Annotated in this window: 26 protein-coding genes; 11 read left to right on the forward strand and 15 right to left on the reverse strand. The window is 70.9% G+C overall.

Features of this window, described 5'->3' with window-relative positions; translation table 11 throughout:
- Window positions 1-73: 73 nt before the first annotated feature.
- From ACWDEW_RS25140 to ACWDEW_RS25150, 3 genes are all read right to left on the reverse strand, one after another.
- Window positions 74-1,429: a hypothetical protein gene (locus ACWDEW_RS25140; RefSeq protein ID WP_450515279.1), complete on the reverse strand. Its 1,356-nt coding sequence runs from the start codon at window positions 1,427-1,429 to the stop codon at window positions 74-76.
- A gap of 79 nt (window positions 1,430-1,508) precedes the next feature.
- A complete protein-coding gene (locus tag ACWDEW_RS25145) occupies window positions 1,509-1,901 on the reverse strand; it encodes a MazG-like family protein (RefSeq protein WP_450515172.1) in 393 nt (130 codons plus the stop codon).
- A 23-nt stretch (window positions 1,902-1,924) separates the two neighbouring features.
- Window positions 1,925-2,467: a DoxX family protein gene (locus ACWDEW_RS25150; protein WP_450515173.1), complete on the reverse strand. Its 543-nt coding sequence runs from the start codon at window positions 2,465-2,467 to the stop codon at window positions 1,925-1,927.
- 122 nt (window positions 2,468-2,589) lie between these two features.
- Between ACWDEW_RS25150 and ACWDEW_RS25155 the strand changes: the two genes are divergently transcribed.
- Together ACWDEW_RS25155 and ACWDEW_RS25160 are read left to right on the forward strand one after the other, a co-directional pair.
- Window positions 2,590-2,916 carry a nuclear transport factor 2-like protein gene (locus ACWDEW_RS25155; RefSeq protein ID WP_262057877.1) on the forward strand — a complete coding sequence of 109 codons (327 nt, stop codon included), beginning with the start codon at window positions 2,590-2,592 and terminating at the stop codon, window positions 2,914-2,916.
- A gap of 82 nt (window positions 2,917-2,998) precedes the next feature.
- Window positions 2,999-3,988 carry an aldo/keto reductase gene (locus tag ACWDEW_RS25160; protein WP_450515174.1) on the forward strand — a complete coding sequence of 330 codons (990 nt, stop codon included), beginning with the start codon at window positions 2,999-3,001 and terminating at the stop codon, window positions 3,986-3,988.
- Between the two features lie 235 nt (window positions 3,989-4,223).
- Here ACWDEW_RS25160 and ACWDEW_RS25165 read toward each other — a convergent pair whose 3' ends face one another.
- Window positions 4,224-4,976, reverse strand: a complete 753-nt coding sequence (locus ACWDEW_RS25165; protein WP_450515175.1) for an ABC transporter ATP-binding protein — start codon at window positions 4,974-4,976, stop codon at window positions 4,224-4,226.
- A gap of 131 nt (window positions 4,977-5,107) precedes the next feature.
- Window positions 5,108-6,586, reverse strand: a complete 1,479-nt coding sequence (locus ACWDEW_RS25170) for an ABC transporter permease (RefSeq protein WP_450515176.1) — start codon at window positions 6,584-6,586, stop codon at window positions 5,108-5,110.
- Between the two features lie 274 nt (window positions 6,587-6,860).
- Between ACWDEW_RS25170 and ACWDEW_RS25175 the strand changes: the two genes are divergently transcribed.
- Window positions 6,861-8,036 carry a D-alanyl-D-alanine carboxypeptidase family protein gene (locus ACWDEW_RS25175; protein WP_450515177.1) on the forward strand — a complete coding sequence of 392 codons (1,176 nt, stop codon included), beginning with the start codon at window positions 6,861-6,863 and terminating at the stop codon, window positions 8,034-8,036.
- A gap of 218 nt (window positions 8,037-8,254) precedes the next feature.
- Here the strand turns inward: ACWDEW_RS25175 and ACWDEW_RS25180 are convergent, their stop codons facing one another.
- Entirely contained in the window at window positions 8,255-9,013 is a 759-nt protein-coding gene (locus ACWDEW_RS25180) for an SDR family oxidoreductase (protein WP_450515178.1), read from the reverse strand.
- Between the two features lie 23 nt (window positions 9,014-9,036).
- Window positions 9,037-10,035 (reverse strand): Gfo/Idh/MocA family protein, encoded by a 999-nt coding sequence (locus tag ACWDEW_RS25185; protein WP_450515179.1) that lies wholly within the window; start codon window positions 10,033-10,035, stop codon window positions 9,037-9,039.
- Between the two features lie 87 nt (window positions 10,036-10,122).
- Between ACWDEW_RS25185 and ACWDEW_RS25190 the strand changes: the two genes are divergently transcribed.
- From ACWDEW_RS25190 to ACWDEW_RS25205, 4 genes are all read left to right on the forward strand, one after another.
- Window positions 10,123-11,409, forward strand: coding sequence for a multidrug effflux MFS transporter (locus tag ACWDEW_RS25190; protein ID WP_450515180.1), 1,287 nt, complete (start codon window positions 10,123-10,125; stop codon window positions 11,407-11,409).
- Complete coding sequence (locus tag ACWDEW_RS25195) at window positions 11,361-12,536, forward strand: serine hydrolase domain-containing protein (protein ID WP_450515181.1); 1,176 nt, start codon at window positions 11,361-11,363, stop codon at window positions 12,534-12,536. Before ACWDEW_RS25190 ends, ACWDEW_RS25195 begins: the two co-directional genes overlap by 49 nt.
- 112 nt (window positions 12,537-12,648) lie before the next feature.
- A complete protein-coding gene (locus ACWDEW_RS25200) occupies window positions 12,649-13,629 on the forward strand; it encodes a small ribosomal subunit Rsm22 family protein (protein WP_450515182.1) in 981 nt (326 codons plus the stop codon).
- Window positions 13,630-13,865: 236 nt separating this feature from the next.
- Window positions 13,866-14,603, forward strand: a complete 738-nt coding sequence (locus tag ACWDEW_RS25205) for a bifunctional DNA primase/polymerase (protein ID WP_450515183.1) — start codon at window positions 13,866-13,868, stop codon at window positions 14,601-14,603.
- A 52-nt stretch (window positions 14,604-14,655) separates the two neighbouring features.
- Here the strand turns inward: ACWDEW_RS25205 and ACWDEW_RS25210 are convergent, their stop codons facing one another.
- The 4 genes from ACWDEW_RS25210 to efeO are packed head-to-tail and all read right to left on the reverse strand — an operon-like array spanning window position 14,656 to window position 18,911.
- Window positions 14,656-15,645 carry a hypothetical protein gene (locus tag ACWDEW_RS25210; protein ID WP_450515184.1) on the reverse strand — a complete coding sequence of 330 codons (990 nt, stop codon included), beginning with the start codon at window positions 15,643-15,645 and terminating at the stop codon, window positions 14,656-14,658.
- A complete protein-coding gene (gene efeU / locus ACWDEW_RS25215) occupies window positions 15,605-16,477 on the reverse strand; it encodes an iron uptake transporter permease EfeU (protein WP_450515186.1) in 873 nt (290 codons plus the stop codon). The genes ACWDEW_RS25210 and efeU overlap by 41 nt, the downstream gene beginning before the upstream one ends.
- A 3-nt stretch (window positions 16,478-16,480) precedes the next feature.
- Window positions 16,481-17,767 carry an iron uptake transporter deferrochelatase/peroxidase subunit gene (efeB, locus tag ACWDEW_RS25220; protein ID WP_450515187.1) on the reverse strand — a complete coding sequence of 429 codons (1,287 nt, stop codon included), beginning with the start codon at window positions 17,765-17,767 and terminating at the stop codon, window positions 16,481-16,483.
- Window positions 17,768-17,774: 7 nt separating this feature from the next.
- Window positions 17,775-18,911 (reverse strand): iron uptake system protein EfeO, encoded by a 1,137-nt coding sequence (gene efeO, locus ACWDEW_RS25225; RefSeq protein WP_450515189.1) that lies wholly within the window; start codon window positions 18,909-18,911, stop codon window positions 17,775-17,777.
- 210 nt (window positions 18,912-19,121) lie between these two features.
- Between efeO and ACWDEW_RS25230 the strand changes: the two genes are divergently transcribed.
- From ACWDEW_RS25230 to ACWDEW_RS25240, 3 genes are read left to right on the forward strand one after another with little or no spacing between them, the layout of a single operon-like run.
- Window positions 19,122-19,337 (forward strand): hypothetical protein, encoded by a 216-nt coding sequence (locus tag ACWDEW_RS25230; protein WP_450515190.1) that lies wholly within the window; start codon window positions 19,122-19,124, stop codon window positions 19,335-19,337.
- Window positions 19,338-19,348: 11 nt separating this feature from the next.
- Window positions 19,349-20,224: a hypothetical protein gene (locus tag ACWDEW_RS25235; protein ID WP_450515192.1), complete on the forward strand. Its 876-nt coding sequence runs from the start codon at window positions 19,349-19,351 to the stop codon at window positions 20,222-20,224.
- The gene (locus ACWDEW_RS25240; RefSeq protein WP_450515194.1) at window positions 20,217-20,861 is read left to right on the forward strand and encodes a PhzF family phenazine biosynthesis protein; all 645 of its coding nucleotides are present in this window, start codon (window positions 20,217-20,219) and stop codon (window positions 20,859-20,861) included. The genes ACWDEW_RS25235 and ACWDEW_RS25240 overlap by 8 nt, the downstream gene beginning before the upstream one ends.
- A gap of 6 nt (window positions 20,862-20,867) precedes the next feature.
- On the opposite strand, the gene ACWDEW_RS25245 is transcribed toward ACWDEW_RS25240, so the two are convergent.
- Together ACWDEW_RS25245 and map are read right to left on the reverse strand one after the other, a co-directional pair.
- Window positions 20,868-21,515 (reverse strand): biliverdin-producing heme oxygenase, encoded by a 648-nt coding sequence (locus ACWDEW_RS25245; RefSeq protein WP_450515195.1) that lies wholly within the window; start codon window positions 21,513-21,515, stop codon window positions 20,868-20,870.
- 112 nt (window positions 21,516-21,627) lie between these two features.
- Window positions 21,628-22,485, reverse strand: coding sequence for a type I methionyl aminopeptidase (gene map / locus ACWDEW_RS25250; protein ID WP_450515197.1), 858 nt, complete (start codon window positions 22,483-22,485; stop codon window positions 21,628-21,630).
- 58 nt (window positions 22,486-22,543) lie between these two features.
- On the opposite strand from map, the gene ACWDEW_RS25255 reads away from it, so the two are divergent.
- Window positions 22,544-22,774, forward strand: coding sequence for a hypothetical protein (locus ACWDEW_RS25255; protein ID WP_019067283.1), 231 nt, complete (start codon window positions 22,544-22,546; stop codon window positions 22,772-22,774).
- Here ACWDEW_RS25255 and ACWDEW_RS25260 read toward each other — a convergent pair whose 3' ends face one another.
- Both ACWDEW_RS25260 and ACWDEW_RS25265 read right to left on the reverse strand, forming a co-directional pair.
- Window positions 22,775-24,064: an MFS transporter gene (locus ACWDEW_RS25260; protein WP_450515199.1), complete on the reverse strand. Its 1,290-nt coding sequence runs from the start codon at window positions 24,062-24,064 to the stop codon at window positions 22,775-22,777.
- A 94-nt stretch (window positions 24,065-24,158) separates the two neighbouring features.
- Window positions 24,159-24,761, reverse strand: coding sequence for a hypothetical protein (locus tag ACWDEW_RS25265; protein WP_450515201.1), 603 nt, complete (start codon window positions 24,759-24,761; stop codon window positions 24,159-24,161).
- Window positions 24,762-24,805 lie beyond the last annotated feature (44 nt).

A 24,805-nucleotide genomic window follows, 5' to 3' on the forward strand; every position in this document is an offset into this window, starting at 1 on the left:
TCGAGGACCAGGGTGCCAGGGTGACGCGTGCCCGGCCTCACCGCGGGGCGCGCGCCACCGATCGCTTCGCCTGTCAGCCGGTGATCGTGAACCAGGTCGAGCGGGACTTCTGCCACTCCGGGTGCGTGAGGTCCTTCGCCTCGGTGCCGTCGCCGTAGAGGTCGGCCGAGCCGTCGTCGGTGATCAGCTGGGCGCGGGCGCCCGCCGCCGTCAGGTCCGGTACGTCGACGACCGCCTCCCAGGCGCCCGGGTCCGTGGTCGGCAGGTCGCGCAGCCTGACCGGCTTGTCGGCCGCGCTGCCGGTCCAGGAGTAGAGGGCGTACGGGTCGGAGTTGTCGTCGGCGGCCCAGGAACCGGCGACGATCAGGTACTGGTTCGCCGCGTTCTTGCGGATGTCGCGCACCGAGAGACCGCCGAGGTCCAGTTCGACCGGTGTGCCGAAGGTCGCGGCGGTGCCGTTCGCGACCACCTTGTCGATGTTGGTGACCGGCACGAGGAGCGCCTTGCCGCCCGCCACCGCCGGGGCCAGCGGAGCGCGGAAACCGATATACGCCGTGGTCGTCGAGCCGGGCGCGAACTCCAGGCCCTCCACGTTGAATCCGTCGATCTCCTTGGGGATCTCGCCGTCCGCGGTGCCCGCCGCGAAGCCGTACCTGTTGCCGTTCGCCTTGTCCCAGGCCACCAGGTCGTCGCGCAGCCTGCCGTACGAACTGCCGTAGGAGAGCGCGGTGTTGGCGCCGCTGCCGGTCACCTTGGTGGTGAAGACCGTGTTGCGGGCGGCCTTGTACTCGCCGTCCTTGTTGTTGCCGAGCGAGCCCGTCCAGTAGATCGTGTCGCCGACGCGGGCCGCGCCCTCGATGTCGATCTCCTTGTCGACGCCGATGTCGTCGCTGAAGTCCCAGATCTTCAGCGGAGCGCCCGAGGCCGAACGGTCGTACAGGCGGAGGACGTTGGACTCGTCGTCCGCTACGACGACGTAGCCGCCGCCCACGTCGATGGCGGCGGAGGCGTCGCTGGAGCCGGTGAAGTAGCGGGTCTCGGCGGGCTGTTGGACCGCAGCCGAGGCCGCGTAGTGCAGGGTCTTGGTGGCCGTCTTGCCGCCTAGGCCGGTGACCTTCACCGTCAGGTCGGTGTAGCCCCGCGCGGCTGCCGCCACGGCGAGTTGACGGGTGGCGCCGGTGCCGGTGACGGTCACCGCGCTCGTCGGCGCCACGGACGTCCTGCTGCTCTTGCTCGCCGCGACCGTCAGCGCGCCGGCGTCCGCGCCGCTCTGGGCGACCGTCACCTGGACCGTCGGATCGCCGACCGCGTCCACCGCGCCCGAGAGGTAGGAGGCCGAGAGGGAGATGGTCGGGGTGCCGTAACTCGCCGCGTGCGCCTGGCTGTTGCCGAGGCTCAGGGCGGCGAGGGCGAGGCAACTGCCCGCCACGGCGACCGTCCTGAGCCCACTGATGAAAACGTAGTCCTGCACGGGGACCCCTTCGTCGGCTCGGTGTCGACGAGAAGGCTCAGTGGATCTCACCAACTCCGCGCGGCGCGGGCAGGTCCTGGGGGTGAACAACGGCGGACGGGCCGAGAGAGCGTTCCATGACCCGGGCCAGATGACGGGTGAAGACCTCCTGCGTGTCGGGGGTCAGGGTGCGCAGCGCGATCAGTGCGGTGATCACGACGTCGCACAGTTCGGCCTGTACGTCGTCCCAGGTGTGGGTGACGCCCTTGCGCGGGTTCTGGCCGGTCACCCCGATCACCGCCTCGGAGACCTCGCCGACCTCCTCGGACAGCTTCAGGATGCGCAGGAGCAGGCTCTCCCGGCCGTCGAGGGGACGGTTCGTGTCCACCCAGGCCCAGAGGTCCTCGATACCGGTCCAGAGCCCGGTGGGCTGGTCCTTCTGATCACTCATGGACCCAGCCTGCCACCAGGTCCCTACTCGTCGAACAGCGTCTCCTGCTCGAACTCCGCCTCCCGCACCCGCCGATTGCGCAGGCCCACCACCACGGCCGTCGCCGCCCCGGTCACCGCCAGCGCCGCCGGGACCATCCAGCCCCGGTTCACCGCGTGGCCGAGCGCGTGGTCCAGGGAGAGGCGGCCCGGTCCCGTGACCGCGAGGCCGGCCGCGGTCAGGGCGAGGGAGGCCGCGTACTCGTAGCCGCCGCCCGCCGCGAAGAAGCCGTTGGGCGCGTGCACGGCGGTCGCGCCCGCCATCGCGCCGGCCGCCGCCGCGCCCGCCGCCGGGGTCGCCAGGCCCAGTGCCAGCAGGGCGCCGCCGCCCGCCTCCGCGAGGCCCGCCATCGTGGCGCTCTGTCTGCCGGGGGAGTAGCCCATCGCCTCCATGGCCACGCCGGTGCCCGCGATCCCGCCGCCACCGAACCAGCCGAACAGCTTCTGCGAACCGTGCGCGGCCAGCACACCGCCGGTACCCAGCCGGAGCAGCAGCAGGCCCAGATCTTGTCGGTCGTAACAGGTCACGGTGACTCCCTGGACGGACGGCGTGGACGGTCCCTCCACCGTCGCACCTCCGGCCCGCGACGGGCCTGCGCTGGCCGCCGTTCGGGTGGCGGGCCCCGGGGAACGGTGTGAGTCTGGCCGGCATGACGATTCAGCCAGCCAAGCTCAGCGATCCGGCCGTCCGGGCCTTCGTCAGCGCCGTCAACGCCCATGACCGCGACGCGTTCCTGGCGCTCCTCGCGCCCGGCGCGACGATGGCCGACGACGGCTCCGACCGTGACCTCGCCGAGTGGATCGACCGGGAGATCTTCTCCTCCCACGGCCACATGGAGGTCGACCGGGAGTCGAACGGCGGCCGGGCCCTGGTCGCCCGCTACTCCAACGACGCGTGGGGCGAGATGCGCACCCGGTGGAGTTTCACGGTCGGCGAGGACGGTCGGATCGCCCGCTTCGAGACCGGGCAGGCCTGACCGACGCAGAAGGCCCTCCGTAGAGGTTCCTGGTAAAAAACCCTTGCCTTGGTGTGCACTCCAACTCCTAGCGTCCGCAGGCATGGAGACGAACAGCAGGACCCTGGGACGCAGTGGTATCGACGTGAGCGCTCTCGGCTTCGGCTGCTGGGCCATCGGCGGGGAGTGGCAGGACGCGAGCGGACAGCCGCTGGGCTGGGGGAAGGTCGACGACGAGGAGTCCGTCCGGGCGATCCGGCGCGCCCTCGACCTGGGGGTCACCTTCTTCGACACCGCCGACACCTACGGCGCCGGGCACAGCGAGCGTGTCCTCGGCCGCGCGCTCGGCAAGCGCCGGGACGACGTGGTCCTCGCCACCAAGTGGGGCAACGTCTTCGACGAGGAGACCCGCACCCTCACCGGCTCCGACGACTCCCCGGAGTACGCCCGCCGCGCGCTCACCGCGTCGCTGGAGCGCCTCGGCACCGACCACGTCGACCTGTACCAACTCCACCTCTCCGAAGCGGACTTGGACCGCGCCGCCCAACTCCGCGACCAGTGCGAGGAGTTCGTGGGCGAGGGGCTGATCCGGGCCTACGCCTGGAGCACCGACGATCCCGCCCGTGCCGCCGTGTTCGCCGAGGGGGAGCACTGTGCGGCCGTACAGCACGCGGCGAACGTGTTCCAGGACGCGCCCGAAATGTTCGCGCTGTGCGAGGAGCTGGGGCTCGCCAGCATCAACCGCAGCCCGCTGGCCATGGGCCTGCTCACCGGCAAGCAGGCCGCCGGGCGGACGCTGGAGCCCGGCGACATCCGCAACACCCCGCCCGCCTGGATGCAGGGCTTCAAGCAGGGCGCCGGGGCCGACGAGGACTGGGTCGCCCGGGTGGACGCCCTGCGCGAGATCCTTACCTCCGAGGGCCGTACGTCCGCGCAGGGCGCCCTCGCCTGGCTGTGGGCCCGCAGCCCGCGCACCGTCCCGATCCCGGGCTTCCGCTCGGTCACGCAGGCCGAGCAGAACGCGGGCGCCATCGCGAAGGGGCCGCTCACCGCGGGGCAGTTGGCGGAGGTCGATCGGGTGCTGGGGCGGTGAGTGGCTCAACGGGGCGGCGGTAGTGGGCGGTTGGCTCCTGCCGTGGGGGAGCGCGGGCGCGGCGGCGGAAGGGCGGCTCACCGGCGGGCGGTCGGCCTCGGGCCTCGGCCGTGCGAGAACGCCGGGGTGATCGCCGAAGGGCCGCTCACCGCCGGGCGGTTGGCCGAGGTCGGCCAGGTGCCCGGGAGGTGAACGGCCCCTTGGGGACCATGGGACCAGAAGTCCGCGGGAGGGCTCAGTAGCCCTGGTTGCCGTACTGCGCGAACTGCTGGCCGGCGTCGCTCGGCTGGGGGGCGAACTGGCCGGTGCCGCGGCCCTGTTCGGTCAGCGTGATCTGGCCGGCCTTGATGGTGGCCAGGCGCGGGGCGCGGCGGGCGATGGACGAGTCGTGGGTGACCATGATGAAGGTCAGCCCGTACTCGTGCCAGAGGCCTTCGAGCAGGCCCATGATGTCGTCGCGGGTGCCCTCGTCGAGGTTGCCGGTGGGCTCGTCGGCGAGAAGCACCTTCGGCTTCTTGACCAGCGCGCGGGCGATCGCCACGCGCTGCTGCTGGCCGCCGGAGAGCTCGGAGGGGGCGTGCTTGAGGCGGTCGCCGAGGCCGACCGAGGTGAGGGCCTCCGCCGCCCGCTCGCGGCGCTCGGCCGGCTTGACGCCGAGCGGGACCAGGGCGGTCTCGACGTTCTCCTGCGCGGTGAGCGTCGGGATGAGGTTGAAGGACTGGAAGATGATGCCGATCTTCTCGGCCCGCAGCCGGGTCAGCTTGGCCTCGCTGATGGCGGCGAGGTTGACGCCGTCCAGCTCGACACTGCCCTCGGAGGGGCGGTCCAGGCCGCCGATCATCTGCAGCAGCGTCGACTTGCCGCCGCCGGTGGGGCCCTGGATGACGAGCTGGTCGCCGTCCTCGATCGTCAGGTCGACGCCGCGCAGCGCCTCGACCGTCTCCTTGCCCCGCGTGTAGCGCTTGGTGACGCCGGTGAGCTTGTACATGGGATCTCCGTCGATGAGTCCGTGAAGAAGAAGAGAGTTGGGGCGCCGTCTCCCGGGGGGAGTGGAGGCGGCGCCCCGGATCAGGGGGTGCGGCGGTCTGTCACAGCGACCGCTCCGTGGCAGCCGCCGTCCTACGACACGCTGCGCAGGGCGTCCGCCGGGCGCATCCGGGAGGCGCGCCAGCCGCCCATCGCGCCGGCGATCAGACCGCCGGTGACGGCCAGGCCCACCGCGAGGGCGATCGTGGTCAGCGAGACCGGCGCGTTCAGGGCGATCTCCAGGGTGTTCTGGGTGGCCTGCTGGCCGGGGCCGCCGCCCTGACCGCCGCCGGGGCCGCCCTGGCCGCCACCGCCGGTGTTGCCGAGCTGGGCGGTCAGCTTGGGGCTGATCGCGGTGACCGTGTAGGCCGCGGCGAGGCCCAGCGCGATACCGAGACCGCCGCCGATCAGACCGTTGACCATGGACTCGCCGACGACCTGGCGGGTGACCTTGCGGCTCGGCCAGCCGAGCGCCTTCAGGGTGCCGAACTCCCGCACCCGGCGGGACACGGCGGAGGAGGTGAGCAGCGCGGCCACGAGGAACGCGGCGATCAGGACCGCGATGGACAGCCACTTGCCGACGCTGGTCGCCAGGTTGGAGGCGGTGGACAGCGAGCCGGACACGGTGGACGCGAGGTCGGCGGAGGTGGTGACCGTCGTACCCGAGATGTTCTTCTGGATGGTCGACTTGACGGCCGAGATCTGCTTGGAGTCGGTCGCCTTGACGTAGATCGTGGTGACCTTGTTCTTCGAGTCGCCCAGCGTCTGCGCCTGCTTCAGCGGCAGGTACACGTCGATCGTGGACTCGCTGCTGTTGGGCGTCGCGATGCCGATGACCGTGAACTTGGTGCTGGAGATCTTGAAGGTCGAACCGACCTTGTACTTCTTCGACTTGGCGTACGAGGCGCTGATGACGGCGGCCTTCGCGTTGGTCTGCGAGGCCGTGAACGTCTTGCCGGAGGTGATCTTCGAGGTGGACAGCGGGCCGAGCGTCTGGTTGGTGACGTCGATGCCGGCGACCGAGTACGAGTTCACGTTGAAGTTGGCGCCGCCGCCCTGGACCTGCGGCGCGCCGGTGCTGCTGGTTCCGCCACCGCCGCCGGGGCCGCCCTGCTGCGAACCGGAAGAGGAACCGGACGTGGTGGAGGACTTCGCCTTGCCCTGGGTGAAGGAGCCGTCGACCTTGGTGACGTTCAGGGTGAGCGAGCCGACCGCGGCGGACACGCCCTTCTGCGCGGCGACCTTGGTGACCAGGGAGGACGCGAGGACCTGACCGCCCTGCGTGTTCACCCGGTCCGAGCTCTGCGAGCTGCTGCTGGAGGAGGTGGCGCCGAACTTGAAGCTGGGACCCCCTGAGCTGCCGGCCTTGGGGGCCGACTGCGCCTTGGTCACGGTCATGTCAGTTCCGAGACCGTAAAGAGACTTGAGGACCTTGTCCTGAGCCTGATTCATGCCGGCCGACACCGAGTTGACGGTGATGACCAGCGCGATACCGAGCGCCAGACCCATGGCGATGACCAGGGCCGCCTTCTTGCGCCGGCTCAGCTCGCGCTTGAGATAGATGCCAAACATCCCATTCCCCAAAGGTTCTTGGCGCCCGCTGTGGGCGCGGCCACAAGCTATGGAGGAACCTTTGAGTCGACCTGAGTAAAGGATGTGTCTGGCCTGAGAAAAAGACGCCCGAAATCAGAATTGTGTCAGACAGCTCATTCCTAAGCTGCGGAGGGCTTCCTGCCAGGAAACCCCAGTTCAATGGCGTGTTGGTGTGGGGTGCCGCGCCTTCCCTCCGGCGTCTTTTCGCCACCCCGCCGTGCACCGCCCGGCCCCGATTTTGTACGGTCCCCGGATGCGCGATTCCTCTCGGCTCACCCGGCGTGCCGCTCTCGGCCTGACCGCCGCCGCCCTTCCCGTGGCAGCGGCCACTCCAGCGTCCGCGGCGACAGCGATAGGCGGTGAGCGTCTGGCCCGCGACGGGATCCAGACGAGTGGTGCCACCGGTCTGCCCAAGAAGCTCACCGCCCGTTCCTGGCTCGTCGCCGACCACAAGACCGGTGAGGTGCTCGCCTCGTACCGCGCGCACCAGCGCCTCGCGCCCGCGTCCACGCTGAAGATGCTGTTCGCCGACACCGTGCTGGGGAAGTTCGAGAAGACCCGCACCTACCGGGTCACCGACGCCGACCTCGCCGACGTCCCCTCCGGCTCCAGCCTGGTCGGCGTCAAGCCCGGCATCACCTACACCGTCCACCAGCTGTGGCAGGGCGTCTTCCTTCGCTCCGGCAACGACGCCGTGCATGTGCTGGCCCACATGAACGGCGGGATCGCCAGGACGGTCGCCGAGATGCAGGCCAAGGCGAAGGACCTCCAGGCCCTGGACACCCATGTGGTGAGCCCGGACGGCTTCGACCACCCCGGGCAGGTCTCCTCGGCGTACGACCTCACGCTCTTCGCCCGGCACGGCCTGCACGACGAGGACTTCGGCGCCTACTGCTCCACCAGGACCGCGAACTTCCCGGCCGGCGGCAAGAAGACCTTCCAGATCCAGAACACCGACCGCCTGCTCACCGGTGCCTACGGACTGCGCCCGTACCAGGGCATGATCGGCGTCAAGAACGGTTACACCAGCCACGCCGGCAACACCTTCACCGGCGCCGCCACCCGTGACGGCCGCACCCTGCTGGTCACGGTGATGCACCCGGCCAACGGCGGCAACGAGGTCTACAAGGAGACCGAGGCGCTGCTCGACTGGGGCTTCGGCAAAGGGAGTTCGGCCAAGGCGGTGGGCACGCTGGTCGAGCCGCTGAGCGAGGGCGGGGCGAGCGCGAGCCCGACGCCGTCGGGGAAGGGCGCCAAGGGGGCTGCGGGGGCCGCGGGCGCGGCGGCCTCGTCGGCGGACGGTGCTTCGCCCTGGCGGCTGCTGGAGGGTGCGGCCGGGACGGTGGTCCTGCTCGCGGGCGGCGCGTTCGCGCTGCGCAGGCGGCGGGCGGCCGTGGCGGCGAAGTCCCGGGAGGAAGACGGGAGTTGAGCTGTGCGACAGCCGTTCCACCGCCCGGTGCGAAACCCCGCGGTCCCACGCGAGGTCCACCCCCACCCGGGCGGTGGAACGGCTGCCGCCTCCCCCCTCGGGTTGGTCTGCGGAAGCCAAGTGCTCCAACTGTGAAGCTTTGGTGGAGAAGAGTTGAGCATAAGTCAGCAACCGGGCGCAATGGTGCGGACGGTCAAATTCCGTTTGTGCAACTTGCCTCAACCACGGCCCACATACGGCATCGCCGTCGCCAACACCGTCGCGAACTGCACATTCGCCGCCAACGGCAGCTCCGCCATGTGCCGCACCGTGCGCGCCACATCCGCGACATCCATCACCGGTTCCGGGGCTACCACCCCGTTGGCCTGCAAGGCCCCGGTCTCCATCCGCCGCGTCATGTCCGTCGCCGCGTTCCCGATGTCGATCTGCCCGACCGCGATCGAGTACGGCCGCCCGTCCAGCGACAGGGACTTCGTCAGCCCCGTCAGCGCGTGCTTGGTCGCCGTGTAGGCCACCGAGTGCGGCCGGGGCGTGTGCGCGGAGATCGACCCGTTGTTGATGATCCGCCCGCCCTGCGGCGCCTGCTCCTTCATCTGCCGGAACGCCGCCTGCGCGCACAGGAACGCCCCGTTGAGATTGGTGTCCACCACGTGTCGCCACGCGTCGTAGGGCAACTCCTCCACCGGCACCCCGCCGGGCCCGAACGTCCCCGCGTTGTTGAACAGCAGGTCCACCCGCCCGAACCGCTCGACGGTCGCCGCGAACAGGGCGGCCACGTCCTCCGGCCGCGCCACATCCGTCGCCACGGCGAGGGAGGCGCCCTCGGGCACCAGCGCGGCCGTCTCCTCCAGCGTCCCGGTGCGGCGGCCGGCCAGCGCCACCGACCAGCCCGCGCCCAGCAGTTCCACGGCGACCGCGCGCCCGATCCCGGAGCCCGCGCCGGTCACCACGGCGATCCTTGATTGCTCAGCGTTCATGGACCGCAGCCTAAGAGGCGGAGTCACCCCTCCTGCGGGTACCGCACCCCGATCCGCTCCCGCACCGCGTCCAGCGTGCGCATCACCGCGAGGGTGCCCTCCAGAGGCACCAGCGGCGACTCGGTCTCACCGGCCCGCAGCGCCCGCATCACCTCGGCCGCCTCGTGCCGCAGCGTGTTGCGCGGCCCGTCCGCCGGGTCGAGGACGAACTCCTCGGGGTCACGGCCGTCGCGGTGCAGCACGAACCGCTCCGGGTGGAAGAAGCCGTCCGGGATGTCGATCCGCCCGAGCGAACCGGTCACCGACGCCGAGGTCCCCGTACCGCCCACGATCGAGCAGTGCAGCGTGGCCAGCGCGCCGCTGTCCCAGGAGCACAGGGCCGCCGTCTGCAGATCGACACCCTCGGCGGACAGCACGGCCGACGCCTTGATGTCGGCGGGCTCACCGAGCAGCAGATGCGCGAACGACACCGGGTACACCCCGAGATCGAGCAGCGCGCCCCCGCCCTGCGCGGGGTCCCGCAGCCGGTGCGAGGGAGGGAAGGGCCCCGCGAGCCCGAAGTCGGCCTGGACGGTACGCACTTCACCGACAGCACCATCATCCACGAGCGCCTTCAGCCGCCGTACCAGCGGATTGCAGTACATCCACATGGCCTCCATCAGGAAGCTGCCGTGCTCGGCCGCCAGCGCGACCAGTTCGTTCGCCTCACGGGAGTTGAGGGTGAAGGCCTTCTCGACGAGCACGTTCCGCCCGGCCTCCAGACAGAGACCGGCCGCCGCGCGGTGCGCCGAGTGCGGGGTGGCGACGTAGACGACATCGATGTCCGCGTCCGCCGCCAGCGCGGCCCACTCGCCGTAGGCCCGCTCGATCCCGAACCGTTCCGCGAACGCCTTCGCCGAGTCCTCCGTCCGCGAGGCCACCGCGACCACCTCGGCGTCCGGCAGATCGACCAGCGCCGCCGTGAACGCGGCGGCGATCCCGCCGGTCGCCAGGATCCCCCAGCGCACGTTCTCTTCCGTCATCGCGGCCCCACCCTCGCTCACCAGTACCTCGGCACCCCGTACGAGCTGAGAGCATAGGTGGCGGATCGGTCAGGGAGGGAGGGGCACATGCCCGAGCAGAGGGCGCAGGCGCCGGCCGCGCCGCAGTCCGCCGTACCGTCGGCGCCCGGGGCGACCCGCCGCGCGAGCCTCCTCGTCGTCCTCGTCCTCGGCGGCCTCACCGCGACGCCCCCGCTGTCGATGGACATGTACCTCCCCGCGCTCCCGGCGGTCACCCGCGCCCTGCACGCGCCCGCCGCGACCGTGCAGCTCACCCTCACCGCGTGCCTCGCCGGCATGGCGCTCGGGCAGCTGGTGGTCGGCCCGATGAGCGACCGATGGGGCCGCAGACGCCCACTCCTGACCGGCCTCGCCGTCTACGTCCTCGCGACCGCCCTGTGCGCGTTCGCGCCGAACGTCGAGTCCCTGGTCGCCTTCCGTCTGGTCCAGGGCCTCGCGGGCGCGGCCGGAATAGTCATCGCACGGGCCGTCGTCCGCGACCTCTACGACGGTGTCGCCATGGCCCGCTTCTTCTCCACCCTCATGCTGGTCTCCGGGGTCGCCCCGATCGTCGCGCCGCTGGTCGGCGGCCAGATCCTGCGGGTGACGGACTGGCGGGGCGTGTTCGTGATCCTGACCTTCGTCGGGACGGCCCTCGCGGTCCTCGTCTGGACCCGTCTCCCCGAGACCCTCGCACCCGCCGACCGGCACGTCGGCGGCACCCGCGAGGCCCTGCGCTCCATGCGCCGCCTCCTCGCCGACCTCCCCTTCACCGGCTACATGCTCACCGGCGGCTTCGCCTTCGCCGCCCTCTTCGCCTACATCTCCGCCTCCCCCTTCGTCGTCCAGGAGATCTACGGCGCCTCCCCGCAGACCTTCAGCCTGCTGTTCGGCGTCAACTCGGTCGGCCTGGTCGCGGTCGGCCAGATCAACGGCAAGCTGCTGGTCGGCCGGGTCTCCATGGACAAGGTGCTGGGCGCTGGCCTGGCGGTGGTGGTGCTGGCCGCTACGGCCTTGCTGCTGATGGCGACGGGCGCATTCGGCGCGGTGGGCCTGGCCCCGGTGGCCACCGCCCTCTTCGTCCTCATGTCGGCGATGGGCGTGACCCTCCCCAACGCCCAGACCCTCGCCCTCATGCGCACCAAGCACTCCGCGGGCTCCGCCTCCGCGCTGCTGGGCACCTCCTCCTTCCTCATCGGTGCCGTGGCCTCCCCGCTCGTCGGCATCGCGGGCGAACACACCGCCGTGCCCATGGCCGTCGTCCAACTGGTGGCCGCACTGGTGGCGGTGGCCTGCTTCGTGGGAATGTGCCGTCCTTGGAACACCCGTACGACCGCGGAGGGAGTGGGGAGCTGAGCGCCCCGAGACTGCGCAGCGACACACCGGAACGGGCGGGCCTCGACCCCGGGGAACTCCGTCACCTGATCCGGGAGGTCCACGACCTCACCACCGGCGACCGCCCGTGGGCGGCGGGCACCGTCGTGGTCGCCGGCCGCGGCCCGGTGATCGCCGTGGAGGAGGCGGCGGGCTGGGCCGTACGGTATGCGGCCTACGACCCCGAGACGGACCGGGGCGTCGAACTCCCGCCGGCCTCCCGCGTCCCGACGACGGTGGACACCCCCTTCGACCTGGCGTCCCTCACCAAGCTGTTCACCTCCGTCGCGGCCATGCAGCAGATCGAGCGGGGCACCCTGGGCATCGACGCCCACGTCGGCGCCTACCTCCCGGACTTCCGCGCCGCCGCCCGCCACGACATCACCGTCCGCCAACTCCTCACCCACACCTCCGGCCTGCGCCCCGAACTCCCGCTGTACGACTGCGCGGACGACGCGGAACGCCTGGCGATGCTGCGGGCGGAGGCGCCGGTGAGGGAGCCCGGCGAGTATCTGTACTCGGACCTGAACCTCCTCCTGCTCCAGTTCGTCCTGGAACGCGTCAGCGGCCGCACTCTCGACGTCCTGGTCCACGACGGCATCACCCGCCCCCTCGGCATGACCTCCACCGACTTCGGCCCCTGCCCCGGCGCGGCCGCCACCGAGGACCAGCGCCGCCCCTGGGCCAAGGCGGACCGCGGAATGCTCCGGGGAGTCGTCCACGACGAGAACGCCTGGGCACTGGGTGGCGTGGCAGGCCACGCGGGCCTGTTCTCCACCGGCCGCGACCTGGCGGTGTTCTGCCGCACGCTCCTGGCGGGGGGTTCCTACGGCCCCGCCCGCATCCTGGGCGCGGACTTCGTGGAGCTGCTGCTGACCCCGCCGGGGCTCGGCTTCGCCGTCGACCAGGCCTGGTTCATGGGGGAGTTGGCGGGGCGGGGGGCGCTGGGACACACGGGCTTCACGGGAACGTCGCTGGTGCTGGATCCGGCGACGGACACGTTTTTGGTGTTGCTGGCGAACACCGTCCATCCCCGGAGGAGGGGCCCGGACAGCGGGCCGCGGGCGGCGGCGGGGACGCGGGTGGCACGGGCGGTACGGGGCTTTTGAGCCGAACTTTTCAACTTCCGATTCGGGTGGTGGGTGGGCACAGGTCCCGGGGGTCCGGGGGCGGGGCCCCCAGGGACGGCGACACCCGGCCCGGCCCACTTAGAATCGGCGGGTGAACGACCCCGTGACCCCGGCCGAATCCCTCCGTACCGCTCTCGCCGCGCTGCTCGGCGGGCTTCCGCCCAGGCAGGCCGCCGGTGCCGTGGAGCGCCTGATCGGCAAGTACCGCGGGGCCACCCCGACCGACGCCCCGATCCTCAGGGACCGTGCGGATGTCGTCGCCTACGCCGCCTATCGGATGCCGGCGACCTTCGAGGCCGTACGCTCCGCGCTGGACGCGTTCGCCGATGCCGTACCCGACTGGGCTCCGCAGGGGCACACGGACGTCGGCGGCGGCACCGGCGCCGCGACCTGGGCCGTCACCGCCACCTGGTCCGGCGACCGCCCGGTGACCGTGCTCGACTGGGCCGAGCCCGCACTCGCCCTCGGGAAAGAGCTCGCCGCCGCCAACCCCGGTCTGCACAACGCCAGTTGGCGCCGCGCTCGGATCGGCTCAGCGCTCACCCTCGACGCCACCGACCTGGTCACCGTCTCCTACGTCCTCAACGAACTCACCGTCCCCGACCGCGCCGCCCTCGTGGACGCCGCCGCGTCAGCCGCCCAGGCCGTGGTGATCGTCGAGGCCGGCACCCCGGACGGCTACGCCCGCGTCATCGAGGCCCGCGACCGGCTGATCGGCGCCGGTTTCCGCATCGCCGCCCCCTGCCCGCACAGCGTCGCCTGCCCGATCGTCCCCGGCGAGGACTGGTGCCACTTCTCGGCCCGGGTCAGCCGCTCCTCCCTGCACCGGCAGGTGAAGGGCGGCTCGCTGCCGTACGAGGACGAGAAGTTCAGCTACGTCGCCGCCACCCGCCTCCCCGTCGAACCCGCACCCGCCCGGGTCGTACGGCGTCCGCAGATCCGCAAGGGGCAAGTACTCCTCGACCTCTGCGAGAGCGACGAGCAGCTCCGCCGGACGACGGTCACCAAACGCCACGGTGACCTGTACAAGGCGGCCCGGGACGCGAGCTGGGGGGACTCCTGGCCGTCGTAGCGCCGGAGCGGCGTGCGTCGTAGCGCCGAATCGTCGTGGCGTCGTAGGCCTGAAGGCCGTAAATCCCGGCAAATCGTCTGATAGGTGGTGATCCGGGTCTCGGTGTGTCTCGTCCCACCTACCCCGCATGTGGGGTACCGCCACCCGAGGCTCAGGATGGTGCGACGATGGGGGAGGTTCTCCGCACAACAACAGGACAAGAACAGCAGGGCGACAACAGCGAGGCGAGGAGATAGATGAGCGCGACGTTCGGTGGCCGGACCGGTCGGCAGGGCAGACTCTCCTCGTGGCTGCGCGGACGCCGCCCGCAGGACGAGGCCGCCGACGGCAGTGAGCGCGAGGCGCTGCTGCTCGCCGCCGCCGGAGCGGGACTGCCGCTCGCGCCCGCCGCGCACCCGGCCCCGGGCTACCGATGTTCGTGCGACCGTGTGGGCTGCCCCACACCCGCCCGGCACCCGGTGTCGTTCGCCTGGCAGACGCAGTCCACGACCGACCGCGCGCAGATCGAGCGCTGGGCCCGCCATCAGCCGCAGGCCAACTTCATCACCGCGACCGGCATGGTCAACGACGTCCTGGACGTTCCCCTGGAGGCCGGCAGCGAGGCCCTGGAGCGGCTGCTCGCCGCCGGCATCGAGGTCGGGCCGGTCGCCGCGAGCGACGACGGACGGCTGCTCTTCTTCACCCTCACCCGCGGCACCCCCGAGGACGAGGACGAGTGGTGGCCGTGCGAACTGGACTGCCACCCCGAGACGATGGACGAACACCCGGGGCTGCGCTGGCACTGCCGCGGTTCCTACGTCCTCGTCCCTCCGGCCCAACTGCCCGGCGAGAACCAGTCGGTGCACTGGGTACGCGGCCCCGAGCATCCGCTGCCCGACCCGCTGACCCTCCTGGAAACCCTCACGGACGCCTGCGCCCGCCACGCCGGCCAGGAACCCGACCACGCCGACGCGGCCTGGCCGCTGGGCCGTTGACCGCCAAGAGTTCCTGACCGCCTGACCGCCTGACCGCCTGACCGCCTGACCGTCAGCCGCCCTGTGCGGAGGTCAGCCCCTCGATCCGGCCCAGCACCGACACCTTGCCGCCCCGCTTCGGGTCCAACGCCACCTGGTTGGACACGAGTTGGAGGGTGAGGGACTGCTGCACGGCGCCCGTCGTCAGCGCCTGCACGTCCTTGTTCTGGGCCGGCACCGAGGTGCCCGTCGCCGCGGTCTCCTTCTGGAAGTAGCGCGTGGTGTAGAACACCAGCGCCCCGCCGTCCGCCGTGCGCAGCGCGAGCGGCGCGTAGTCGCCGTTCGTCACCGGTTCGTCGAGGAACTGGACGGCCAGACCGGGCTTGGTGGCCTTCTCGCGGTCCGCGCGCCACGCGCTGGTGTGCGCGCCGTCCGCGAAGTCCGTCCCGCCGCTCTTCAGATACGTCGCATAGCGCTGACTCAAGTCCCCCGGCGCGACGGCGAGTTCGGCCGAGTTCGCGGGCACGGCCTCGGCCCAGCCGTCCTTGTCCGTCCTGAACTTCGGTACGGCGGCGGGCGCGAGCAGCGTCAGATACGCCACCTGCCACGGCTCGGACAGGTCGTTGAGGGTGAACACCAGCAGCCAGCGGGCGCTGCCGCCCTTGTTGGCCGCGGTGTCGGCGAGGAACCAGCGCGGCCAGCCGGCCTTCTTCGGGATGGTGAACTTCGCGTCCGTCAGCTCCAGCGGGGAGTAACTCGGGTTCCCCGACGGGTAGTTGGTGTGCCCCGCCTTCAGCCGCGCCGCGTCGATGTCACCGAGCGCCCCGGTGACATGAGCGGTGTCCAGGGCGCTGTCGTACGCCTTGTCCGCCGCGTTGTACGCGGTCGTGAACTGCTGGAGCGCCTTGGCGGCCTCGGCGCGCGTGGCGGCCGGGAGGACCTCGCGTTCCCCGTGGACCACCACACAACCGCTCGCCGTCAACGACAATGCGGTCAACGAGGCCGCTATGAGGGCGCTCCGGTCAAGCCTTCGAGGCCTCCGAGGGCTTCGGTCCCTGCTCATCAGCTACCTTCACCTTCCCCTTCCCGGAGGCGAACCCTACCGGGGCGAAGAACAGGGTGAGCGTGGGGATCAGGTACAGCAGCCACACCGTGATCTGCAGGACGGTCGGGTCCGGCTGGAAGTTGAAGACACCCTTCAGGAGGGTGCCGTACCAGCTGTCCGGCGGGATCGTGCCGCTGATGTCGAAGGCCTGATTCGTCAACCCCGGGATCCAGTCGGCCTCCTGGAGGTCGTGGAAGCCGTAGGCCAGCACACCGGCCGCGACCACGACGAGCATCGCACCGGTCCAGGTGAAGAACTTCGCGAGGTTGATCTTCAGGGCGCCGCGGTAGAACAGCCAGCCCAGGAACACGGCGGTGGCCAGGCCCAGGCCCACGCCGACCAGCGGGCGCGGAGTGCCGTCGCTCGCCGCGTGCACCGACGCCCACACGAACAGCGCGGTCTCCAGGCCCTCGCGGCCGACGGCGAGGAACGCGGTGGCGACCAGCGCGCCGGTGCCCATCGCGAGGGCCGCGTCCAGCTTGCCGTGCAGTTCGGACTTGAGATGCCGGGCGGTGCGCCGCATCCAGAACACCATCCAGGTCACCAGACCGACCGCGAGGATCGACAGCGAGCCGCCGAGCGCCTCCTGCGCCTGGAACGTCATCTCCTGGGAGCCGAATTCGAGCGCGCAGCCGAAGCCCATCGCGATGAGCACCGCGGCGGCGATGCCGATCCAGATCGGCTTCAGCGCGTCCCGCCGCTCCGTCTTGACCAGATAGGCGATCAGGATGCAGACGACGAGGCTGGCTTCCAGCCCTTCACGCAGACCGATCAGATAGTTGGAGAACACGGTCTACGACTCCTTCGCGTTCTTGGAGAACAGCGTGCTGCCCCACCAGTCGTCCTTGTCGCGGACGCCCGGCGGGACGGCGAAGACCGCCGAACCCACGTGCTGGATGTACTCGTTGAGCGCGTCGGTCGCCGACAGCCTGCGCTGCAGCGGGATGAACCCCTTGCGGACGTCGCGCTGGTAGGCCAGGAAGAACAGGCCCGCGTCGAGCCGGCCGAGGCCGTCGGTGCCGTCGGTGAAGGAGTAGCCCCGGCGCAGGATGGTCACCCCGCCGTTGGAGTCGGGGTGCGCGAGCCGGACGTGCGCGTCGGGCTTCATCGCCTTCAGGAACGGCGCGTCGTGCTCCTTCGCCTTGCCGACCGGCGCGCCCTCGCCCTTGTCGCGGCCGAAGACGTCCTCCTGCTCCTGGAGCGAGGTCCTGTCCCAGGTCTCGATGTTCATCCGGATGCGCCGGGCGACGAGATACGAACCCCCGGTCATCCAGGCCGAGTTCTTGGTGTTGTCGCCCTCGCCCACCCACACGAACTTCTTCAGCCGGTCCGTCTCGGTGCCCGCGATGTTGCGGGTGCCGTCCTTGAACCCCATGAGATTGCGCGGGGTTTGGGCCCCAGGGGTCGTCGACGAGGTCTTCCCGAAGCCGAGTTGGGACCAGCGGATGGCGACCTTGCCGAAGCCGATCCGGGCCAGGTTGCGGATCGCGTGCACGGCGACCTGCGGATCGTCGGCACAGGCCTGCACACAAAGGTCGCCGCCCGTACGGGACTTGTCGAAGTTGTCGCCGGGGAACTGCGGCAGGTCGACAAGAGCCTCGGGACGGGCGTCCTTGAGGCCGAACTTCTCGAAGAACGACGGCCCGAAGCCGATGGTGAGGGTCAGCCGCGAGGGTTTCAGCCCCAGCGCCTCACCGGTGTCGTCCGGCGGCGCCTCGGCGAGCCCGCCGTAGGCCCCCTCGCCGACCGCGAGCCCGCCGGTCATCCGGCGGGCGGCGGCCGTCCAGTCCTTCAGCATCTGCACGAACTCGGCGCGGTCGTCGGTCTTCACGTCGAACGCGGCGAAGTGCAGCCGGTCCTGCACGGGCGTGGCGATGCCCGCCTGGTTGGCGCCGTGGAAGGCGACCGCGGCACCCGTGTCGGCGCCCGCCGGATCGACGTCCTCGCCGACCCGGGTCATCGCCACCGCGCCCCCGGCCGCGACGGCACCGAGCGCGAGCCCGGCACCGCCCCACCCGATGAGCGAACGGCGCGAGGGAGCACCGCTCTGCTGGCCTTCGTTCTCCTGGACTTCGGTCATCTCAGGCCTACTTCACAACTGCGGCGGCGAGCTTGGACAGCGGCTCCGCGAGGGCGTTGACCGCGTCCGACAGCTCCTTGCGCTGGTCCGCGGTGACCTTGTCGTACGACACGAAGCCATCCGAGGTCGACGTGGAGCGGTACTTGTCGAGCAGCGTGTCGATCGCGGCGAACTGCTTGTCCAGCTCGGTGGTCAGCGCCGCGTCGTTCTTCTGCGCGACCGGCTTCAGCAGCTCGTACGCCTTCTCCGCGCCGTCGACGTTGGCCTTGAAGTCGCTCAGGTCGGTGTGCGAGTAGCGGTCCTCCTCGCCGGTGACCTTGCCGGTGGCGACCTCGTCGAGGAGTTCCTTGGCACCGTTGGCCATGGAGGTCGGGGTGATCTCCGCCTTGCCGACCCGCTTCTGCCAGTCCTTCAGATCGGTGAGCAGCTCATCGGCCAGCGCCTTCTGCTCGGCGCCGATCTTCTTGTCCTGCCACAGGGCCTTCTCCAGCGCGTGCCAGCCGGTCCACTTCTGGCCCTTCTCCAGGTCGTTGACGCGGGTGTCGGTCTTGGGGTCGATGTCCCCGAACGACTCGGCGATCGGCTCGGTGGTCTCCCAGCCGACGCGGGAGGGGGCGTAGGCGTTCTTGGCGGCGGTGAGGTCGCCCGCCTTGATGGCGTTGACGAAGGTCTCCACCTTCGGGATCGTCGCGTCGGCCTCGTTCTGCGCGTACTCGCGGTAGGCGGCGACGGCGGCGTCCAGCTTCGGGTCGCGCTTGGCGGCGCTGCCCCCGGTGACGGTCAGCTTCTGCCGCACACCGTGCCCCTTCATCCCCGGCCGGCAGGCGATCTCGTACGCCCCCGCCTTCACCTCGGCGGTGAGCGTGTACTTCGTCCCCGGCCCGATGTTCTCCTTCTCGGAGACGATCCGGTCGTCCGGGAAGAGGATCTCGACCTCGGTAGCCTTCGAGCCGGTGTTCTCGATCTTCAGCGTGACCTGGCCGGCCGGTATCGACGTCGTCGAGGTCGTGCACTTGGAGTCGGCCGCGGTGACCTGGATCGCGTCGCCGTCCTTGGCGTCGCTCTTCGCGGTGCACGCCGTGACGGCGGTCAGGGCGGCCGCGGCGGCGACAGCGGTGACGACGGGAAGTCGGACGGCACGCATGCAGGCTCCAAGCGGAAGTGTCTGGCGAGGCAGTGTGGTGAGGCTGCCCTAACTTACCTGAGGCTTACCTCACTCATACCCACCCGGTCCGGTATTCACTGCCGACGGAAAAATCACAGACACGGCTTGATCTCGATGGCGAAAAATGAATGTCAAGGGAAGGTCAATGAAAGGTCAAGCGGTCCGCCGCGGAGTCACGACGGCCGACCCGTGCGCGGATGCGGAAACACCTCGACCGGCACGGGTGGGAGCACCTCGGGTACGACAGGCTCGACTTCGGGCGGCGTTACCGGCTCCACGACGGGCGGCACAACCGGCTCCCTCGCCTCGACGGGCTCCGACATATCGGCGACGGCCCTTGGCGCGGCGGGCGCGGGCGTGGTCTTCGCGATGCGCAGGCGGCGCACGGAGACCACCCAGGCGTAAGACTGTGCCCCATGGACACAAGGGGGCGCAGAGAGATGCTGTCGGAGGACGGACTGGTGCTGACCGTGACCGGTCGGCCCGGTCCGTCACCGCTGCGTTTCGAGACGGCGGACGGTGGACGCAGACTGCTCCGCCAGGGCGAACACCCTTTGTTCCTGGGTCGGTTGGAGGGCGACGGCTGCTGCCACGACCTCGTCCTGCACCGCTTCGACGGCTACCGCCCACTCCTGCCGCCGCTGCGAGCCGCGCGGCAACGCTCGGCCGTCGACTGGCTCCACCAGTACGCCCGTTGGCTGGAGGAGACCCCGAATGGACCGCTGCACGAAGGCCGTTGGGCCCTGTCCCGGCGTGACTTCTTCGCCCCCGGCATCTGGACGACGGACTTCGTCCAGGAGTGGCCGAACGGCACCCTGGAGCTGTACTGCGGCGGCGGCTGGCACGGCATCCTGCCCCTGCGCCGTCTCTCCCCGCCCGACGCCCCGCGCGTGAAGGCGTACCGCAAGCACGCCCGCGAGGGCACCCTCGCGCCCGTCCTCCTGTGGTGGGTTACCTTCCTCGACGGCTGGCTGATCCTCGACGGCCACGACCGCGCGGTGGCCGCGCTCGCGGAGGGCGCGCAACCGGCCTGCGTGGTCCTGCGCCGCGTACCGCACGAGGAGGACTGGCGTCGCACCGCCGACGAACTGACCGAGGCGCACGAACAGCGCATGCGCCGTCCCACGGAGTACCCCGCACGCCAACGGGCCGCCCTGGAGCGGGGTTTCGGCGACACCCTGGCCGCGCTGCCCTACGAGGACGCGCGCACCGTGACCTGGCCCGTTCCCGGCGGTCCGGCCGCCTGGGACGACCTGGCCGCCGATGTGATGCTTCAATTCCCCCGTGACTGACTACGACGTACTGCGTGTCTTCTGCGGCCCCAGCGGCGGATACGGCAACGAACTCGGCGTCGTCCGCGAGGGTTCCGTCATGCCGGACCCGGACGAGCGACAGCTGTTCGCCGGGAAACTCGGCTTCAGTGAGACGGTGTTCGTCGACGACCCCGAGCGCGGAGTCATCGACATCTACACCCCCACCACCCGCCTGGCCTTCGCCGGCCACCCCTGCGTGGGCGCGGCCTGGCTCCTGGACATACCCGAACTGGTCACGCCCGCAGGCATCGTGGGCGCCCGTCTCGACGGCGAGTTCAGCTGGATCGAGGCCCTCCCGGAGTGGGCCCCGCCGCGCACACTGCGCCAACTCCCCACCGCCACCGAGGTCGACGCCCTCCCCGTCCCCCCGCCCGGCGAGTGGATCTACGCCTGGGCCTGGGAGGACGAGGCGGCGGGCCGCGTCCGCGCCCGTGCCTTCCCGGGCCGCGACGACGGCATCCACGAGGACGAGGCGACAGGCGCGGCGGCACTGCTCCTGACCGACCAGTTGGGTCGCGCCCTCAACATCACGCAGGGCGCGGGCTCCCAGATACTCACGGCTCCGCAGCCGGGGGGTTGGGTCGAGGTCGGAGGGCGGGTGTTCCTGGAGCGCTAGCCGGCGTCACGCGCTCAGCGGAAACTCCTCACCCAACGCCCGGAACACCCCGGTGTTCAGCGCGAACGCCCGCTTGCACTCCGCCACCACCCGCTGCTTCTCCAGGTCATCGACCGGAAGTCCGTCCAGTAGCTCCCGGTACCCCCGCTTGAACGCCGCCGGGTTCCCGATCCCCTCGAAGACGTAGAAGCGCACACCGGCGCCCTTGCGCGCGAACCCCCAGGTCCGCTCCGCCCTGTCGCGGATGATCTGGCCGCCGGAGAGGTCGCCGAGGTAGCGGGTGTAGTGGTGGGCGATGTACCCGGCCGGCCACGACTCCGCGCACTCCCGCACCCGTTCCGCGTACGCCCGGGTCGCCGGCAGCGCGGTCAGCCCGGATCGCCAGTCCGCGCCCCGCAGATGCTCCAGGTCCCGCTCCAGCGCGGGCAGTCGGAACAACTCGCCCCGGATGAACGGCCCGGTCACCGGGTCCGCCGCCAGCCGTTCCGCACCGGTCTCCAGCGCCTCGTACACGAACCACAGTTGCTCGGTGTAGCGGGCGTACGCGTCCATGCCCAGCCGGCCGCCGAGCAGATCGCTCATGAAGGTGGAGGTCTCGGCCTCCACATGCTGTTCGTGGGACGCGGTGCGGATGACCGTCGAGAAGGAGTCCATGAGCCGTATCCTCTAAGGTAAGGCTTACCTAAGTCAACAGGTTTACCGACATCCTGTCGGTAAAAGCGTACAAGAAAGGACCCGCCCTCAGCAGAGGACGGGTCCTGACCTGCTACGGCAGCGTGAGAACCTCCGCGCCCGTCTCCGTCACCACCAGCGTGTGCTCGAACTGCGCCGTCCGCTTCCGGTCCTTCGTGACGACCGTCCACCCGTCGTCCCACATGTCGTACTCGTGCGTCCCCAGCGTCAGCATCGGCTCGATGGTGAACGTCATCCCGGGCTGGATGACCGTCGTCGCGTGCGGGCTGTCGTAGTGTGGGACGATCAGGCCGGAGTGGAAGGACGAGTTGATGCCGTGGCCGGTGAAGTCCCGGACCACGCCGTACCCGAAGCGCTTGGCGTACGACTCGATGACCCGCCCGATGATGTTGATCTGGCGGCCGGGCTTGACCGCCTTGATCGCGCGGTCCAGGGACTCGCGGGTGCGCTCCACCAGGAGCCGGGACTCCTCGTCGACGTCGCCCACCAGGTACGTCGCGTTGTTGTCGCCGTGCACCCCGCCGACGTACGCCGTCACGTCGAGGTTGATGATGTCGCCGTCGCGCAGCACCGTGGAGTCCGGAATGCCGTGGCAGATCACCTCGTTGAGCGACGTGCACAGGGACTTGGGGAAGCCGCGGTAGCCGAGAGTCGACGGATAGGCGCCGTGGTCGCACATGTACTCGTGCGCCACCCGGTCGAGTTCGTCCGTGGTCACACCCGGCGAGATGACCTTCGCGGCCTCCGCCATCGCCCGCGCGGCGATCCGCCCGGCGATCCGCATCGCCTCGATCGTCTCGGGCGTCTGCACCTCCGGCCCCGTGTACGGGGTCGGCGCGGGCTTGCCGACGTACTCGGGCCGGCGGATGTTTCCGGGCACGGAACGGGTGGGAGAGAGCTCCCCTGGTACGAGCAGCGACTGGCCAGACATGCCAGCGAGTCTAACCAGCGGACATGGGGGAACATGGCCGTAGGGAAAGGAGCCGTTGATGGCCCTGTTCAAGAAGCGCACGGTCGGGAAGCCCGGCGAGTGGTACTACTGCCTCGAACACAAGAAGGTCGAGGAGGGGCCGGAGTGCCCCGCAAAGGACCGCTTCGGGCCGTACGCCACCCGCGCGGAGGCCGAGCACGCGATGGAGACGGCCCGCGAGCGCAACCTGGAGTGGGAGAACGACCCCAAGTGGCACGACGCCACGAAGGGGAGCGCCGACGAGGACTGATCAGGCACTGGCGGTGGCGTCGGCGGCCCGCCGCGCCTTCAGCCGCAGCGCGTGCTCGTCCGTCCTCGCGTCGTACGACATCAGCTTCGGCAGTCCCGCGGCCAGCAGCCCCACCGCGCCCACGCACATCAGCCCGCCCGTCCACACCGACGTCCGCACCCCGGACAGCGCGGCCATGCCACCGGACCTGACCTGCCCCAGCTGCGGGCCCACCGAGTAGGACAGCAGCTCGATCCCGGCGAGCCGGCCGCGCAGCTCGTCCGGGATCGTCTGGTTCCAGATCACACCGCGGAAGATGCCGCTGACCATGTCGCAGCCGCCCGCGACGGTGAGGAACAGCAGCACCAGCCATACGTTGCCCACGGCACCCGCGCACGCGATCGCCACGCCCCACAGCGCGGCGGCCAGCACCACCATCCGCCCGTGCCGGTGGATCCGCGAGGTCCAGCCGCTGGTCACACTCACCAGCAGGGCACCGGCCGGGACCGTCGAGTACATCAGCCCCAGCGCCCACTCGGCGTGCAGTTCGTCCGCGAGGAACGGCAGCACCGCCAGCGGCATCGCGAAGAACATCGCCGCGAGGTCGATCGCGTACGTACCGAGCAGCTCCTTGCGGCTCCACGCGTACCGGGCGCCCTCCGCGATCGACCGCAGCGAGGGCTTCTGCGCCTCATGAGCCCCGGGGGAGGCGGCGATCCGGCAGATCAGGACCACGGACACGACGAACGTCAGCGTGTCCGCCGCGTAGGCGTAGGGCAGCCCCGCGAACGCCACCACCACGCCCGCCAGCGCCGGGCCCATGACCCCGCCGACCGTCCAGCGCAGGGAGTTGAGCGCGGACGCGGCCGTCATGTGCTCGTGCGCCACGATTCGCGGCCAGAGCGAGTCCAGGGCCGGCCGCTGGACCGAGCCGAGGACGGAAGTCAGCGCCGCGATCACGTACAGCGGCCATACGGCGGGCTGCGGCAGCAGCGAGTTGAGCAGCAGCAGCCCGCACAGCACGCCCAGCCCGGCCTCGGTCCACACGATCAGCTTCCGCTTGTCCCACGCGTCGGCGAGCGCACCGCCGTAGAGCCCGAACACGATCAGCGGCACGAGCTCCACGGCACCGATCGCGCCCACCGCCGCGGCGGAGCCGGTGAGTTCCTTGAGCTGCACCGGGAGCGCGACGAAGGACAGGAAGTTCCCGAAGTTCGAGATCAGGCCCGCGACCCAGAGCCTGCGGAAGTCGGCGGAGGCGTGCCAGGGGGCGAGGTCGGGGAGGAGGGCGCGGAGGCGGGAGGCGGTCACAAGCGGCCACGATCACGCGGGGGAGGGGGCGAGGCAACCGCTTTTTTTGTCGCCCACCTCTCAACTGACCGAGACCGGTGGGCGGGTGGGAAAATCACCAACGGGCAGGCGGCGGGGCCGTCAGCTGGTCGGTCAGCCTCGACAACCGGTCCCGGAAACGCCGCCGCCCCCGCGCCGCCGGCAACACGTTCTCCCCGGCCGCCGCGCTCACCAGATGCTGCACGGTGTCGAGGTCCAGGTCCATGCCGTCCGGTACGGCGAGCGACTCGTGGGCCAGGGACGCCAGTTCGCGGTCCCCGGTGCCGAGGGAGAGGACGGTCGCCCCGGCCCGGCGGGCATCATGCACCCGTTCAAGGAGCGGGTCGCCCGGACCCTCCGGTGACACGACGAGCAGTGTCTCGCCGCGCCGGGCCGCCTCGATCCGGCCGAGTCCGACCGCCAGATGGGCCGGGTCGGAGGGGCGCGCGTCGTGCCGTACGAGGGTCGGGGCCAGTTCGGGTGTGCCCGACCAGGCGGCCTCGTCGACCAGATGGGCGGCGAGATGCCACGGCTCGTACGCGGGCGTACCCACCAGCAGCAGCCCGCCCCCGTGCGCCACCACGGACCCGCGCAGCACCCCCGCGAACCGCCGCGTGGCCCCCAACCACTCGGTCCCGGCGAGCACTTCACGCAGCAGCGCGACCCGTACGGCGTCCATGTCCGCGCATCCTGCCGCAACCGGCCACTCGTGACGTGGAGTTC

The sequence above is a fragment of the Streptomyces sp. NPDC001100 genome (genome assembly GCF_053598575.1).